Annotated in this window: 10 protein-coding genes and 1 pseudogene; 10 read left to right on the top strand and 1 reads right to left on the bottom strand. The window is 57.1% G+C overall.

Features of this window, described 5'->3' with window-relative positions; translation table 11 throughout:
• The first annotated feature begins 8 nt into the window (after nucleotides 1-8).
• From CFII64_RS29025 to CFII64_RS14035, 10 genes are read left to right on the top strand one after another with little or no spacing between them, the layout of a single operon-like run.
• A complete protein-coding gene (locus CFII64_RS29025) occupies nucleotides 9-3,026 on the top strand; it encodes a type VI secretion system Vgr family protein (protein WP_020291457.1) in 3,018 nt (1,005 codons plus the stop codon).
• Complete coding sequence (locus tag CFII64_RS14075) at nucleotides 3,013-3,984, top strand: pentapeptide repeat-containing protein (RefSeq protein WP_020291456.1); 972 nt, start codon at nucleotides 3,013-3,015, stop codon at nucleotides 3,982-3,984. Before CFII64_RS29025 ends, CFII64_RS14075 begins: the two co-directional genes overlap by 14 nt.
• Nucleotides 3,985-3,995: 11 nt before the next feature.
• The gene (locus CFII64_RS14070; RefSeq protein WP_020291455.1) at nucleotides 3,996-4,643 is read left to right on the top strand and encodes a DUF3540 domain-containing protein; all 648 of its coding nucleotides are present in this window, start codon (nucleotides 3,996-3,998) and stop codon (nucleotides 4,641-4,643) included.
• Between the two features lie 10 nt (nucleotides 4,644-4,653).
• A complete protein-coding gene (locus CFII64_RS14065) occupies nucleotides 4,654-5,061 on the top strand; it encodes a DUF4150 domain-containing protein (protein ID WP_020291454.1) in 408 nt (135 codons plus the stop codon).
• Nucleotides 5,058-5,675 (top strand): type VI secretion system lipoprotein TssJ, encoded by a 618-nt coding sequence (gene tssJ, locus CFII64_RS14060; RefSeq protein WP_020291453.1) that lies wholly within the window; start codon nucleotides 5,058-5,060, stop codon nucleotides 5,673-5,675. The genes CFII64_RS14065 and tssJ overlap by 4 nt, the downstream gene beginning before the upstream one ends.
• 59 nt (nucleotides 5,676-5,734) lie before the next feature.
• Nucleotides 5,735-7,117: a type VI secretion system baseplate subunit TssK gene (gene tssK / locus CFII64_RS14055; protein ID WP_020291452.1), complete on the top strand. Its 1,383-nt coding sequence runs from the start codon at nucleotides 5,735-5,737 to the stop codon at nucleotides 7,115-7,117.
• Nucleotides 7,114-7,782, top strand: a complete 669-nt coding sequence (locus tag CFII64_RS14050; protein WP_020291451.1) for a DotU family type IV/VI secretion system protein — start codon at nucleotides 7,114-7,116, stop codon at nucleotides 7,780-7,782. The genes tssK and CFII64_RS14050 overlap by 4 nt, the downstream gene beginning before the upstream one ends.
• Nucleotides 7,782-11,723 carry a type VI secretion protein IcmF/TssM N-terminal domain-containing protein gene (locus CFII64_RS14045; RefSeq protein WP_020291450.1) on the top strand — a complete coding sequence of 1,314 codons (3,942 nt, stop codon included), beginning with the start codon at nucleotides 7,782-7,784 and terminating at the stop codon, nucleotides 11,721-11,723. Before CFII64_RS14050 ends, CFII64_RS14045 begins: the two co-directional genes overlap by 1 nt.
• 38 nt (nucleotides 11,724-11,761) lie before the next feature.
• On the top strand, nucleotides 11,762-14,854 hold the full coding sequence (locus CFII64_RS14040) for a response regulator (protein ID WP_020291449.1): 3,093 nt from the start codon (nucleotides 11,762-11,764) through the stop codon (nucleotides 14,852-14,854).
• Between the two features lie 25 nt (nucleotides 14,855-14,879).
• A complete protein-coding gene (locus CFII64_RS14035) occupies nucleotides 14,880-15,524 on the top strand; it encodes a two component system response regulator (protein WP_044901387.1) in 645 nt (214 codons plus the stop codon).
• Between the two features lie 262 nt (nucleotides 15,525-15,786).
• Here CFII64_RS14035 and CFII64_RS29345 read toward each other — a convergent pair.
• A pseudogene (locus CFII64_RS29345) lies at nucleotides 15,787-15,969 on the bottom strand (transposase); the annotation flags it as partial.
• Nucleotides 15,970-16,593: the final 624 nt, after the last annotated feature.

The following is a 16,593-nucleotide window of genomic DNA, read 5'->3' as shown; positions in this document are numbered from 1 at the left end:
ATTGTCTGATGGCCAATGATTTGATATTGCCAATGGATCCCTTGCCAGCGGCAGATAAACCTCTGTGCAGTTTCGTTAGCACGGCGTTGCCAAAAGCCGAATTTCTGGTCCTTGACTGGCAAGGCGAGGAAGCATTGTCGCGGCCATACCGTTTTGAGGTTCGAGTGGCGTCGCGCGATCCAGCACTTGATGACGAAGTCATGCTGGGAAGACGCGCAAGTTTGTATATAACTGACGCACAGGGCTTGGCACAGCCTTATCACGGCGTGGTGACAGATGTTGAACAATTGGACAGTCAAGGCGAGTACTTTTTCTTTCGCTTAGTGCTTGAGCCGCGCATGGTGCTGCTTCGTCAGTTTCAATTCTCAGATATATGGTTGGACAGCAGCCTACAGACCATAATCACTGACATATTGCGTGAAGTCGACATGATCAAGGCCGGTCTGGGCCAATTTACCAGCGAGGCAAATGACTACGACTTCGATCTGCGCGTACCCACTTCGGATAGCGCTTTCATTACGGCCAGCTTCACCTGTCAGTTTGAAGAGACGAGCTTTGCATTCTTTTCCCGACTGCTGGAGCATTACGGTGTCTACTATTACTTTGAACATGGGGTGAGCCAAGAGACCTTGGTGATGTGTGGCGATCGAGGGTTTCAGCCTCTGACCGCAACCCAGATTACATATCGCCATGTCGGCAGCAATCCGCATGTAGAGACGACCTTGGCAGTGGCAAATACATTCAGGCGCCGTTTGGTCAGTCAGGCCAATCAGGTGGTATTGCAGGATTTTTCGGCAACCAATGCGCAACTGAAGTTGCAGGCCGTCGCGTCGGTCGCTGACGCGAGTACACCCTTAAGTAATGGCCAGAATCCTGTCGATGTTGTCACGAAGCCAAGTGCGTTTCTTGGTGATTACGGATTGTACGGTCAGCACTTTGGTTCAACGCAAGAAGGTGCCTGGTTGGCTAAGCGTAGGGCTCAGATGCTCGGTTGTAGGCGTTGTGAATTCCACGGAAGTGGCCGCGCCACCGGGTTGCGCGCTGGCTATCCAATGGTTTTAGTCGACCATCCACGAAAGCCGCTAAATGTCCAGTATCAAGTCATTGAGGTCCAACATGCAGGTAGCCAGCCGTTGCCTTCCCTTCAATACAGCGATTCTGACCAGCGTGCCCAGTCCAGTACAAGCTTCGTCGCACTGCCCGCCGACGTGCAATACCGCGCACCCTGTAGCTCACCCAAGCCCAATATAAAAGGCGTCCTGAGTGCCATCGTCGATGGCGATGAAAGTGGCAAACCACTTCTCAACGAACATGGCTGCTATAAAGTCAACTTCCCGTTTATTCGCACACAGAAACCAGCCACACGTGGCTCTGCGTGGTTACGCATGGCAACCCTGTCCGCCGGTGCTGAGCATGGCATGCACTTTCCGTTGCTCAAGGGCGCCGAAGTTTTAGTATCATTTCTGGACGGAGATCCGGATCGTCCGATTATCACCGGGGCTGTTCCCAACTCTGAAAATCTTAACCGGGTCAATGAAAAAAATGTGACGCAAAGTGGGCTGTCCAGCCCCGGCGGCCACTTTGTGGTTATGGATGATCAGGACACCGGCGCGCAGATTACGATGGGTTCTCCCTTTGGCGCCTCCAAGCTCATCATGGGCGCGGCAGCCAATGGCATCCAGTTAACTACCAATGTTGATATGGAGTTGGACTCAGATGCTTACAGTCATTATGTCGGCGGCGTATACCGATCGCGCATAGGCCAAAGTTCGGATTTTGGTATGAAGGGTGTCGTCGATGAGCATAAAAAAGTCCGCAAGGACTCCTTTGTCGGCTTCGCCGGTTCACCGACCTTTAGCATCGACGTTGTCCTGTCAAGTTGGAAGGGAGGCGAGCATCTTCAGTTGGCTAGGCAGATAGGAGTAAATACATTTTCGGCCGAATTCAATGCCGTGGAACATCAGTGTACGGTCAGTGTCGGAGGAGAGAGTAGTAAACGCGAGGACTATACGGATCGCGACAGTGTCCTCAACTATAACAAGCGAGGGGTTAAAGCTGATGTGAATGAAGGTAATGGTTATTGCTATAACTATTACAAGAAGGATCAGTCAGCCGCGCAAACTATTAAGGCGACGAGTTATTCTGTTGATGCTGTCATTGCCACCATTGATACCTCGCAATTAGGGATTACGTCTGATATCGGAAAGTTGCGTGGAATTAATGCGCTTACTATAGTGGGTAATGACCACACTATTACCCTTAATAGTAAGGGGATTGTCATCAAGACGACGGGGGGAGCCCCAATTGTCCTCGATGGTAATGTCATTGTCGGTGGCAGTCTGCTAGTGAAAGAAACCCTCCAGGTCGAAGATAAATTATGCGCTCGAACATCCATAGTTACAGAGCTTTTGGTCAGTACCGAGGTTTCCGCTGACTCAGTAAAAGCAATAAGTGGAAGTTTGGCAACGGTGCTGACCACAGAGCCGGTTGCACTGCAACTGGAACAATTTACCGCTGAACATAAGCTTGTATTCTCGGATAAACGCAGTTCGCTGAAAAAAGCTCTTAATATGGCGGCGCAGATTAATAATATAGCGCTGAGTCTGGAGAATGCGCTGCTGCAGTACAAGGTGGGTAACGTAACTAGCCCAGTAAAGTTGTCGGCAGGAATGCAGGACCGGCTGTACGCCGCTCAAGAGCTGGCTAAGAAGGTTCTTCACGCAGGTCAGTTATCGATGGACGTCTTAAATCTGTATAAAAGTCGCGTTGCCAGGGCGTTGCCGGATAATACTCAGGCCGGACCCCTCATCAATGAAATAGAGAGCGGTTTCTCGGAGACCATTCCGGGTATGGCTGCTGCTAGCTTAGTGGCGTTAGCTGCGGTCGCTTCTACGGCCCAGTCCGTTCTGACGGCGGCCCGGGACGTGGTGGACGGTACTGGCGCTCACTCTTCTTCAACGCCTTCTGGCAGCGCTGACGGTAAAAGTGGAAATGCCTTTAAAGGGGGCAGCCATGAACCAAGCTGAGTTCAGTACTCTCGGCGAGCCCCTGACCGCCGAGGGTTTGCGCAGTCTGTTGATCAAAGGGGCACCTTTGCGCGACCTAAATATGGTCGGCGGTGACTATCGAGGTCTAGATCTAAGTCAAGTCCGTTTTGAGAGCGTGGATGCTCGCCGTGCTTCGTTTTCAGGTTCCAATATTACCGGCAGCCAATGGCGAGGGTGCCGGATGGGTTACGCCGATTTTTCTGGCTGTCAGCTTGAAGGGGTAACGTTGGTCGATTGCAATCTGGATCGAACCAGGCTCACCGGCGCCAGCCTGAGCGGTGGCCGCTGGCTGCGCACTCATAGTGTTGCACTGGATCTCAGTCTCGCGACTTTACGAAGCGTGAGTTTTATCGATTCAGTGTTCGATGATCTTGTATTGAGTAACGTGGACGTTTCGCAATGCCAATGGCAAGGCTGTAGTTTGCACAGCTTGCAGGCTCCGGGTTCGCAGTGGCAGCAAGTTCGGATGACCGAATGCCACTTCGAAAACCTTGATCTCGGCCAGGCGCGTCTTGAGCAATGTGCTTTCGATGAGTCGATATTTGTGAGGGCGGATTTCAGTGCCGTAGACACAGTGTCTATCTCTTTCTATCGCTGCAAGGGCGATCACATCAGCTTTGCTCGTGCAAAGCTCAACCAAGCAATTTTCAGCGAAGCGCAATTTCCGGCGGCTGACTTCACAGGTGCTTGCCTGGAGCGGGCAAATCTCAACAAGGCAGATGTCACGGGCAGCATATTCACCGGCGCGTCCCTGCAGTACGCCCAATGCCAGGCGATGAAAGCTGCCCAGGCTTCGTTCGTTAACGCCAATCTTGATGGCACGGACTTTCACGCTGCTGAACTCGAAGGCTGCGACTGGCGCGACGCCAACCGCGAATCCATTCGTCCCCAAGACAGCGAACGCCTCGCGGCGCAACGCTGGCAACCTACTTTATAGGCGTTCACCCCATGCATGAAGCTCTGCTGTTTCTTGATCAGCCCGCCATTTTGCGCCATGCGCGAATCAACGCCGTCGATGGCGAGCGCTTCGGAGTGGTCAGCGCCGAAGGTCATCGCTATTGGCTAAGCCCTGCATTGGGCTGTCTGTTGCAGCCGGCCATTGGGGACTACGTGCTGATTTCCCTGTCTGGCGATCAAGGCTACATCCTCAGCGTGCTGGAGCGCAGTCAGGCGCAGAGCAGTGAGCTGCGGGTGCCCGGCGATTTGTACCTGAACCTCCCCATGGGCGCACTGAATATTCAGGCGCGCAATGGTATCGCGCTGGATGCCGGGCCGAGCTTGAAGGTTGAAGCCCAAAGCAATTCGGCGCGCTTCAGCAAATCCGATATCAATGTTGATCGGTTGAGCGTTACCGGTGTGCGCTGCGACAGTCATTGGCAGGAGCTTAATGAACACGCAGAACGCCTCAGCCAACAGGTGACTCGACACGACGCTCAATACGGCGACAGCCGACGCCAGGTGCGAGGGCACGAAGACCTGCATGCCGGCTCGTTGCGCCAACGCATTGCTGGCGATTGGAGTGTGCGGGGCGAAACCCTGGATCTGTTCGCTGATGTGGCCGTTGCAATCGATGCGCAACGCATCAAGCTGGGTTAGGGAAAACACTATGTACATGCTCAACAATGGCGGCGCGATTGCTACCGCGTCGCAACCCGATGTATGTAACACGGCAACTCCAGCGGGGCCTGTTCCTATGCCCTATCCCAACATCGCCGATACCAGCATGGCCGATCCCGGCGGCCTGGTGAATGATGTGTTGATCGCCGGTTTGCCGGCGATGAATCAGATGAGCAAGGTGACCTCCAGCAGTGGTGATGAGGCGGGGGCACAGGGGGGCGTCGTTAGCGGCAAGATCATGGGCGAAATGACTTTTACCGATGGCAGCACCAAGGTCATGGTCGGTGGTAAACCCGCCGTTCGGGTCACCACGCAAACCCTGCAGAACGGTTCGCCCGGTAACACGATCGGTGTTGTATCGGCTGGTAGCCAGACCCTTGTCACGGTGATGTCATGAGGCAGGTTTGCGCGTATCTGCTCCCCCTTTGCGTGCTGCTCACCGCATGCAGCTCCCAGGAGCTCACCCCTGAGCAAAAGGCCCTCACCGAACTCAAGTGGGACTACACCGAAAACGCCATCGAGCTCACGTTTACCGCCGATAACGACCTCAATCAGTACGACGGTCAGGCGCACAACCTGCTGGTGGTGGTCGCGCAGTTCGATCAGATCAGTGCGTTTTCGGCTTACACCGGCAGCTCTCAGCAATTGAGCAGCCTGTTGCTGATGAACAGCGCACCGACCGGGATGATCGGCCTGACGCGGCTGTTCATCGAACCGGGTCAAAGCAAGCAGCTGCGTCTGCCAAGGCTGGAGGGCGCCAGGATGGTGGGTATCGCCGCAGGTTATGCCCACCTGGATCCGGCCCGCAGCGCCAAGCTTTATCAGGTGGGTGTGGACGTAACTTCCACGGGTTGGTTCAGCAAGACCTGGACCGCTACGCCCAGGCCGATTGCCATTGATTTATTGGCAGGGCCGGATGCGCTGCTGCGTGGCAAAGAAAGCCGCCTCGCGTTGCCCAAACCCGTGCAGCCCAGGGAAGGCGAGGTTCGTCTGCCGGGAGCCAGGGACTGATCCTTACGTCCTGAATGTCATCACCACTTTTTCCATCTTTTTGCACGAACGCGAGCCCTATGAATATCGATCAGTTGTTGTATTGGCATCAGGGCTTGTTCCTCCAGCCTCAGCATTTTCAGCACAATGATGCGCGGATTGAGCACCGTTTGAGGCGCACCACCGAGCTGAATCACCCTTACCCATGGGGCTTGATTTCGCTGAAGATCAACGAGTCGGCGCTGGCCGCCAAGCAGTGCTTGCTGGATCAGTTGTCGGTGCGCTTTCCCGAGGGCACGCTGGCGGAGTATCCGGGCAACGCCGTGCTGGAGTCGCGCACGCTCGACCTGAGCGACTTCAGCGGCGGGCGTACGTTGTATGTTGGTCTGCGTCGCTTGCTGCCCGGTGATGCCAACGCCCAAGTCTTCGAAACCCTGGCTGATGGAGTTCGGGCAGAAGCGCGCTTTGTCGTGGCTGCTGACCCGGAAGTCATCGCCGACCGTCTCGGTAACTCACCGGAAGCCCGCGTGCGTTCGATGTCGTATGTGCTGCGGTTGTTTTGGGAAGACGAACTGGAGCATTTGAGCGTTTATGAGTTGCTGCCCATCGCTCGTCTCGATCTCGATGGGGACCGGGTGCGAGTTGCGCAGCGCTACGTACCACCCTCGGTCAATCTGGCGGCATCGCCCATGCTCCTGCAAACGCTGCGCGAAGTACGCGACGAGTTGGTCGGCCGAGCCAGGCAGTTGTCGGTGTACAAGCAGCCAGGCGAATCGCGGCGCGGCGACGTCGACGGCGCGCAGATCAATCACCTGATGGCGCTGGCTGTACTGAATCGTTATGGTCCGCTGCTGACTCATTTGCTGGAAACACCGCAGGTATCGCCTTGGCAGCTTTACGGCACCCTGCGTCAGCTGGTGGGTGAGCTGAGTCTGTTTTCCGATATCTGCGACATGCTCGGTGAAACGCCGGATGACCGTGCGCTGGTCCCGCCTTATAAACATGAGGAGGCAGGGGCCGCGATCATTGCTCTGGTGGCGTTGATTGGCCAGCAACTCAATGAAATCAGCATCGGATCCGAGTTGCTGGTTCGTTTGCAACTGCACGATGGTTTTTATCAAGCCGAACTGCCGGATGCTTTTTTTGGCCCTCGCCACCGCTATTTTCTGGTGGCACGCAGTGCGGTCGATCCGACCTGGATGGCCGAGAACCTGCCGTTGGACGGCAAGCTGGGCGCCGCCAGCGTCATGCAAGGCCTGGTCAACCGTGCGCTGCCGGGTGTCGAGCTGATTTATCTGCAAGTCCCACCACAAGGTTTGCCGCGAGTTGCCGGTGCGCTGTACTTCCGCCTGGAAACGCTCAGTGATGGCTGGGAAGCGCTGCTCAAAGAGCGTCAGGCAGCGTTCTTTCTGCCCCAGCCGCCAGCTGACCTGGTGATTGATCTGGTGGTAGTGCGTTCATGAGCAATCGGCGACTTTCTCACTGCTGGGCGCCCGTTTTCGATGCCGCCAAGCGCGGCATCAGTGATCCCTCACAGACCTATGAAGGCCTGGCACCAGCGTTGATTGCGCTGCTTGATGCCGCCGCCAATCGTGCTCGCGAGTTGCAATTTGCCGAAGCTGAGGTTCGCGAGGCGTTGTTCGCCGTGGTGGCCTGGATTGACGAAACCGCCATGTCTCGCGAATGGCCGGGTTCTGCGCAATGGCGCCGGGCTCCGTTGCAGCGGCATTACTTCTCCACCAGTCGGGCAGGTGTCGAGTTCTTCCAGCGCCTGGAGGCGCTGCCTGAGGCTGCGGTGCAGGCTCGCGAAGTGTTCGGGCTGGCCTTGTTAAGTGGCTTTGAAGGTCGCTATGCGGCGCGTCCCGGTGGCGAACTGGCCCAGTATCGCAGGCTGCTTATGGAGCGGATCATTCTTGATCATCAGATGGTGGGGCTGGATGCCACCAGCCATCTTTTTTCGCAACCTGAAGACCTGCTGACCAGGCGCGCTCTTGTGGTACGTCGTGGTCTGCCGGGCATTTCCCTGCTGTTGCTGATCGGAATTCCTTTGATCGTGTTGACCGTGCTTTACATCAGTTTCGATCTCTCTTTGGGTCGGCAAGTCAGCCAAATACTGGAGATGCGCTGATGTTGAAGAAGGCAGGCGTTTTCTTGCTCTGGGTGCTGCTCCTGGCTGGGTTTGCAGTGCTGCTCTGGGCGCTGGTGCTCTACGAGGGCTGGCCGCTGTGGTACGTGCCGGTGATTTTTATCGCGACCCTGGCGCTGGTTGTGTTGGTCCGCTGGGTCGTGCGCCGCTGGTACGCATGGCGCTTGCGTGCGCGGATGAAAGGCGAGCTGCCGCAGAGTCGTCGGGATGAATCCCCTCATCTGGACCAAGACTGGAACCGTGGTGTGCGCGGGCTGCGCGATTCGCGCCTGAGCCGGCTGGGTTCACCGATGTATGTCCTGCCCTGGTTCCTGATGTTGGGCCAGAGCGGCTGTGGCAAGAGCAGCCTGTTGAACCACAGCGGTCTTACCTCTGCGTTGCGCTCGGCCAACCCGGGCAAGCAGGCGGCTGCTACCGGGACGCTGGATTGGTGGTTCCTGGAGCGCGCAGTGGTGATTGACCCTGCCGGACGCCTGTCTGAAGGTCATAGCGATGCAGGCCCTGAATGGCGGCGTTTGCTGTACTGGTTATTGCGCTCCCGGCGTCGCGAGCCGCTCAATGGCGTGTTGCTGGTGATCGACAGCAAACGCCTGCTGGCGGACTCCGATGAGGCTCTGGGCGAGCAGGGGCACCATTTGCGCCGTCGTCTGGATGATTTGGTGAAGGTCTTCGGTGCCCGTCTGCCGGTCTATTTCATCGTGACTCATGCCGAGGCTCTGCCAGGTTTCACACAATGGGGGGCAGCACTTACGCCGGTACAGCGCGAACAGCCCTTTGGCTTGCTCAGCCAGCAACGCACGGGTGCGGGCGTTTTTCTGGATGAAGTCTTCACAGGGCTTGCCCGACGCCTGTCTGATTTGCGCATAGAGCTGGGCGTGCGAGGCCTGCCCGACGAGCAGGCATTCAGCCTGCCGGAACGCATTGATGATTTGCGTCCGCGCCTTGAAAAACTGCTATCGCCCGCATTTGATGCCAGTCCCTACAGTGAGTCGCCGCTGCTGAGCGGGCTGTTTCTCAGCGCACAATCTACCGATGCAGAGGGGCGGGCAGAGGGTTGGTTCAGTCATGACCTGCTGGGGCAGCTGTTGCCGGGTCAGCGTTACGCGTATCAAGCCATTGACAGCTGGCATCGATGGCGACGTCTGCTGGTCCATGCCGCAGTGATTGCCTGGCTGGTAGTGTGCGTGGGGTTTGCTGCCTTGATGTTCTATGCCGATCGTCACACCCAAGGTGTACTCGCTCAAGCGCTTCATGAACCGCCTGCTGCCGCCGATTTCGCGGGTGGGCTGGAAACTGATCTGGATGCCTTGCGTCGTTACCGCCAGGCGTTGATCAATTTATCTGAGGCGCAGCAAGGCGGCTGGCGTTCCTTACTGCCGTTCTCACGGCATATTGAAGACGTGCAAGAGCACTATCGGGCCGATTACGTCAGCCTCTTCGATAGCGAAATACGTCACCCGGTTTTCGATGGATTCATTTCACAGAATTTGCGCACTGCGCTGAACAGCGGCGACCCGCGATTGATTGCCGCTTATGTGGAGTTCTTGGTCCGCAGGATTAATCTGCTCGACGCCCGACTGAATAATCAGTCATTGGAAAACCTGCCACTTCCCGGCTCCGAGGTGGGCTTTCTGAACCTGGCCTATGGCTCTAAACAGACCATAGGCGCAGGGCAGTTGGTGACCTTGGGGTCTACTTATCGCTCCTACCTGGAGTGGCAAACCGACATAGCGCAGATGCAGACTCAGCGGGCCGGCTTGTTAGGGCAGCTCGAAAGTATGGGGCTTGAAGGGCGCCCGTTGGTCTGGCTTACAGAGTGGGCAGATCTGCAGGGTAATTTGCCGCCGATCCAGCTCAGCGAATACTGGACCGACACCGATAACCCCAACCTGAGCCTGTCCGGTGCCTACACCGCGCAAGGGCACAGCGCAATTCTGGGCTTCATTGATGAACTGGGCCTGGCCAGCCGCGACCAGACCTTGTGGAAAGCGCAGCGGGTGAAGTTTCTAGAGCAATACCAGAGTGACACTCAGGACGCCTGGTACCGGTTTATCCAGGGCAGTTTGCTCAGCTCCCAGACACGTCTGAAAACCCGCAGTGACTGGCAACAGACGCTCAGTGTGGTGGGCACCTCCAACGACCCGTTTATCAGACTATTGCATCGCAGTGCTGCGCGCTTCGAGTTGATTCCGGTTGAGCACCGGGCGCCATGGGCCATTCGTGCGGTGGCGATGGATCGTCTGCTCAAGCTGGCGGCCAATAATGATCTGCACGCCGAACCCGGCCTGTTGGCCAATTTCAAGGTGACCAATGCGCTGGGCGGTGATGTGCTCAAAGGCATGGTCAATGGCGGATCAATCGAAAGCGGTGTCAGTGGGCTGCGCGATGAACTGACGCAGACCCGTGCGCTGGCCCGGTTTGGCCAGCTCATGAAAGGGGTAATTGCCGATCTGCAGAAAAATGACGCCCAGGCATTCCAAGTTGCACTCGACACCTGGGGCTTTGGTGCCGACCCGGCAGTCAAAGCGGCACCGCTCTGGGAAGCCGATAGCATTCGAACTGCATTGATCCAGGCGCTCAAAGGACCAGATCCGCGTGAAGATGTGGTCTGGTCGCTGGTGACCGGGCAATTGGATTTCTCTTCGCATTATGTCGCTGAGGTGGCCGCCTGCCGTCTGCAGAGTGACTGGAGTGGGCAGCTGCTCAGTTCAATCCAGGGTGTGCGCGATCCGGTGATGCTCAACGAGTTGCTGTACGGAGATCGCGGACAACTGCCCGCCTTTATGACCGGGCCGGTAAAGACCTTTGTGCAACGCGATGCGCAACGCTACAGCGGGCGTGAATCCTTGGGAGTCCAGATTCCGTTGACCGGGGCGTTCTATGCCTACGTCAGTCGCATGCAGCACGCGCAGAACGATCTGGTCAGCGCGCAACGACAGAGCCAGACCCAGCAAGCAACTGAGCAGCAAAGCAAACAGGCGCTGGACGCCGAGCAGAAAACCCTGACGGCGCAACGGGCTGAGCTCAAGCAAAGCATTGCGACGCTGCAGGCTACTGCTGCGGTGGTGGAGCTTTCGGCATCACCCTCCCAGGTCAACATCAGTGCTCGCTCTTTGCCTCAGCAGACGCGCCTGACGCTGCAATGCAGTGGCCGCTCCACGGTCTTGGATAACTTCAACTTCCCGACCAGCGCCAGTTTCGTCTGGGCGCCAGGGGCCTGTGCGGACGTTTCACTGGAGATCAGCTTTGCCAGCTTCAAGCTGACCCGACACTGGACCGGCGACCGCGCTTTCGTCGATTTCCTGCGATTGTTCAACGGCGGGCAACACACCTTCACGGCTGCCGATTTTCCGAGCCAGCGTAATTTGATGGGCAGCGAAAACCTGATTGGCATCCAGCTGACGTATCGCCAGGAAGGAGAGCAGGTGCTGCTTGAGAAGTACGCCAAAGCCGACGAGCTGCAGGTGCAGGTCGCGGTCCTGGATGAGCGCCTGAAAAGCATTGCCGAGCAACTCACGGCGATGGAAACTCAGGCCGCGGCACTGAACGTGAGCCTTTCGGCACTTGGTTCGCCGGCTCAGCAGGGCGTCGCCAACATTCAACCGCCTACACAGATCGCCTGGTGTTGGACACCACGGCCAGTCGATACCGGTTTGGCAGCTGGCGAAGGGTTGCGTCTGGACCTGGGTGTCTACGACAACGAAACGCGGATGAGAAACCTGGAGGCGCAATTGCGCACCCTGGGGCTTGCTACGCAACGGGAAGCTGCACAAACAGCCACTGGTGAAAAAGTGCAACGTTTGCTGGTGGTGTCGCTGCGCGACGATGCGGCTGCACAGCGGGCGATACGGGAAATTGCGCGCAAGATGGGGGTCGATTCAAAGCTAGATAGCACCGCTTCTGGCAAAGTCGGCGTGCGATGACGAGTTGGCGGAGATCGCTGGCGCTACGGATCACCTGTGTGCTGGCGCTGGTTCTGGCGTTGAGCTGGTGCGTAGCTGCAGGGCTCAGCGCCTGGCGAACCTTCGAGCAGCTGCAAAGTGAGGCTCTGAATGATCTGAGCCAGCGCATGCGTTTGCTTTCCAGTGTCGATAACGATGACTTTCGCGACGCACAAGAGGGTGCCAAGCGGCTGATGACGCGCTGGGAAAGTGGAGCTGCCAACGAGTTTGGCAGCAATATCTTCCAGCGCAGCACCATGCATTGGGTGCTTAACCCACCCTCGCCAGATGACGTCGACAACCGTGTCGCGATTGACAGGCTGGCGCGTGCAGCCTCTGCAGCCGAAGCGTTCGGCACTGCGGGGCAGGCTATGACCGTGGATACGTTTTTCTATTTTCCTGATGCGGGGGCCGCGTTCTCCACACAACTTGATATTCCGTCGGGGTTTGTGCAGAACCGTACCGTTCAATTGCGCGCTTTGTTCGACCAGTTGCCAGTCAATGGCCCGCAAGTGATCTGGTCAGGGCCGTATTACGATGCATTGCTCGATCAGCAGTTGCTCAGCGTGGCGGTGGTGTCCCGGGATGCCAACGGCAAACCGCTGTTCATGACCGGCTATGAGCTCAAGCTTAATGAACGGCTGACCCGCATCGAACAGCTATTGAGTGGTTACCCAAGTCTGTTGCTGGATGCCCAGGGACGAAGGGTTGCGGATCTCTCTGCAAGCTTGATGAGCTCTGTTCTTCAAGACGATCTGCAGAAACTGCTGGGCAGTTTTCCGGCCGGATCCGAGTTCCCTCGAATCGGTTTTTTTGACGGTTCGCCGATGGTGGTCGCCCACCTGAGTGAGCCGGACTGGTATCTGTTGACGCTTTATCCACAGGCGCAGTTACGGGCGGGCGCTTTGCGGCTGATTCTTAGCGAAGTGCCTTTTGCGCTGATTGGCTTTGTCCTGCTGACACTGGGCTTGCTGCTGGTATTGCGGCGCGAGCTGGCACGGCCATTGGCGTTGTTTGCCCAGGAAGTCGAACTCACCGTCGATGGTGATGATCTGTCGCGTCGGCTGCCAGCGACCCGTGAAGATGAGCTCGGGCGTTTTGCCAGGGCCTACAACACGCTGCTCGATGCCTTGGAAGCTCAGCAGGCGGGGCTGGAAGATCTGGTCAAAGTCCGGACCAATGAGTTGCAGGTCGCCCGGCTATCGGCCGAGCAGGCCAGCCAACTCAAAGGCCAGTTCCTGGCCAACATGAGTCATGAGATCCGTACCCCGATGAACGCGGTGATCGGCATGAATCATCTGTTGGCCGATACGCCACTGAGCGTTCAGCAGCAGCATTTTGTGGGCGCCATTCGGGAAAACTCCGAAGCGTTGTTGGCGCTGATCAATGACATTCTGGACCTTTCCAAAATTGAATCCGGCAACTTGAGCATTGAGCGGATCGAGTTTGATTTGATCGAGGTGGTCGAGGAGGTCATTGAACTATTGGCCCCGCGTGCTGCTGAAAAAGGTTTGCGCATGATTTGCCACATTGCCACCAATGTCCCGGAACAGGTGACGGGTGATCCCTGGAGGCTTCGGCAGATTCTGGTCAATCTTTTGAGCAATGCCGTGAAATTCACCGCGAGGGGAGCTGTTCGGCTGGAGGTCTGGTGTGGGGAGGGCGACCGGCTCGGATTCAAAGTGGTGGACACCGGAATCGGCATCGCGGGTTCTGCACAGGATGCTGTATTCGAAGCCTTTCTGCAGGCTGATGCATCGACTACCCGTAACTTCGGTGGAACCGGTCTGGGCCTGTCCATCAGCCAACGTCTGGCCGGGTTGATGGGCGGCAGTATTGAGTTGGAGAGTCAGGTCGACGTCGGGTCAACCTTCAGCCTGACGCTGCCGTTGCCGCGATCACCGGCCAGGATGGTCGAAGCTTCCCGGCTGTGGGGGCTGCGCACACTGGTGATTGACGAGCACAGTGAAGAGCGTGACGCGTTGATGGGCATGCTCGGCCACTGGCAGATGCTGTGCCAGGGCGCTTCGAATGCCGATGACGCGTTGCGGTTGATGCAGGAGCAGGCGCAACTGGGCGTCATGTTTGACCTGGTATTGGTCAACTGGCGCCTGCCGTTGGTTGATGGCATTGAGTTCGCAAGGATCTGCCGCGGCAATGCGTCGTTGTCTGCGGCGCGTATTGTACTGATGGCCTCGCACGTCGAGTCTCTGCCCGACGCGGCTCAACTCCAGGCATGGGGCCTAGCGGCGTGCGTGGTCAGGCCGCTGCGACGTCAGCCTTTCTATCGAACGCTGTGCCAAGTGCAAAGCGGAGCTACGCCGACACTCACTGGTGCGCCATCACCTTTGCGAGCGCTGGAGCGACACGACTACAGCCTGGATGTTCTGGTGGTAGACGACATCGCCACCAATCGCGAACTCACCCAACTGCTCCTGGAGCGTTTCGGTCACCGCGTAAGCCTGGCCTGCGATGGTATCGAAGCGTTGCAACTGCTTGGGCAGCAGGTGTTCGACGCGGTGCTGATGGACGGGCAGATGCCCCGAATGGATGGAATGGAGGCCGTCCGATTGCTGCGCTCCGGGCAGTCCGGCGCACTCGATGACGAGGTTTACGTGATCGCCCTGACGGCCAACGCCATGCGCGGTGATCGTGAGCGTTTCATCGAAGCAGGTGCCAATCACTACCTCGCCAAACCGGTCCTTCCGATGCAATTGTTTGATGCCATCACTACGGTGATTGGCTGGCAGCTGGGGCGCAACATGGAGCTGCGAGCGCCGGAGCCGCCTTCGGCACCGAGGGCGGCAGCCGTAGCGCCGGCATCAGTTCCCCATGACCCGCTGCGCTCGCCCCGTTTGCAGCGGTTATTCAGCGAGGATTGCCAGGCATTGCTGGCACGACTCAAGGCCGCCATTGGCTCGGCCGATCATGCTGAGGCCGCCCGTGTCGCCCATAGCCTCAAGGGCAGCACCGGACAATTTGGCGAAACTTCCATGGAGCAGGACGCGGCATTGATGGAGCAGGCTTGTCATGACGCTGACATCCCAACCATCAGCGCGATGCTACATCGGCTTGAACTGCACTGTTTGACCCTCGCTGCCCGTCAGTCTTGACCCCCACGCCCCGGATGATTTGAAGATGCCTGTATGCCGTTTATTGCTAGTCGATGATCACGCCATGATTCTTGAGGGCTTGCGTGCTCTGCTTGCTGATGAGAGCGAGTTGGAAATAGTCGGTGAGGCGCAGGACGGTCATCAAGCCATCAGTATGTGCCGCGCCTTGCAGCCGAACCTGGTGTTGATGGACTTGAATATGCCACTGCTTGATGGCGTCTCGGCACTTACCCTGATCAGCAAGCGTTGGCCCGAGATAAAGATCATCGCCCTGACCTCCAACGTCTCCGAACATAACGCCGCCCTGGCGTTTGAAGCGGGAGCGCTGGGGTACGTGCTTAAGCGAAGTCGCCGTGACGATCTCCTGAACGCAATCAGTCAGGTGCGCGCCGGGGATATCTACATAGATTCAGGCCTTGATGCCGCGCAAGTCGCTGCACTGCGAAGTGGCCAAGCGGTGAGCGGTATCACCCTGACCGAGCGCGAGCGGCAGGTCCTCAAACTTGTCGCCGAAGGCTCACGCAACCGTGACGTGGCGCAAATCCTGTGTATCAGCTTGAAAACGGTGGAAACACATCGGCTCAACTTGATGAAAAAACTCGATGCCCACAATGCTGCGGACATTGTGCAGTGGGCTTATCGTCTTGGTTTGCAAGGTGAGGATCGCTAGGCATCAATCAGGAATTCATGCTGTGACGCTGCTGATCCCACTTCTGAGGGTCGACTCCAGGTCTGCTCGGCAGATTGCTGGGTGTCACGGCTGGCTGCATCGGCCGATTCAGTTGAAAAGTCGAAATTTCAGACCGGAAGGCATTAAGGTTGGCCGTCACTTCAGAACCTGTTCACCACGTTGCGTGGTTTTCGGTTCGGCGTTGATCTTTGTAGCTTGGGCAGTGGGTTTATTTGAGGGTTTTTGCTGATTCCGGGCGTATCTATCCCGTAGTCGGCGGCCCTTGTGAGGTCAGTTTTGCCAGTCTTCTTAGATTCTGTACCGCAGCCGCCAAGGTGAATTCGTCGTTCGCGCCGGTCATTCCTCGTAGTCGCAACCGATCCAGTTTCAGGATTCGTTTGAGGTGAGCGAACAACATTTCGACCTTCTTGCGTTCGTGGCGAGAGCACACCGCCCGCTTTCTCAAGTCGACAGTTTGTTCTCGCCGATTAAGTCATCCACCGCCCCCAACATAAACTCAATCGTAGGCTCATCGACAAACAGGCCATCGCGAATTTTTTGATTGACCCCTGGAATGACGATTTACACCGCTACTCGCCTTCGCTCTTTCTGAGCAAGCCTCGAAATCGTGATGATTCGCAGGCTTGCTCGACTTGCCGAAGCCCCTCAATCAGGGCGCTCCACTGTGAAAGATGTTGCCAGCAGTGGTGCAACAATAAGGGCGGGCTCAAGCCCCGTAGCGAACGCGTAACGTTGCCTCAGGCAACTTGATCATTTCAAGCTGGAAACCTTCGAACATAATCCCGTCCTAGTGACCCCTGGTGACTCGGCATATTAGAGCAAGCATAGCGGCGAGCGTCCGCTTTGGATCCAGGCTGTGTGAAGAAGTCACGAGCTCTCTAAGGCCGGAACTGCCACCTCTCAGCATTGACTATGGGTAGGGTCCAGTAGCATGGCTTGGAATTGTTCCGTTTTTTGCTCTTGATACGCCCCAAAAATAAGTCCAGAATCAAGTCTTTTCCTGCTCCCGCAAGAAAAGAAACCCCTTATATTTCAATGGGTCGGACGC

Source organism: Pseudomonas sp. CFII64 (assembly GCF_000416235.1).
In the GTDB taxonomy this organism is placed as follows: domain Bacteria; phylum Pseudomonadota; class Gammaproteobacteria; order Pseudomonadales; family Pseudomonadaceae; genus Aquipseudomonas.
This window is presented reverse-complemented; position numbering and strand designations above follow the sequence as displayed.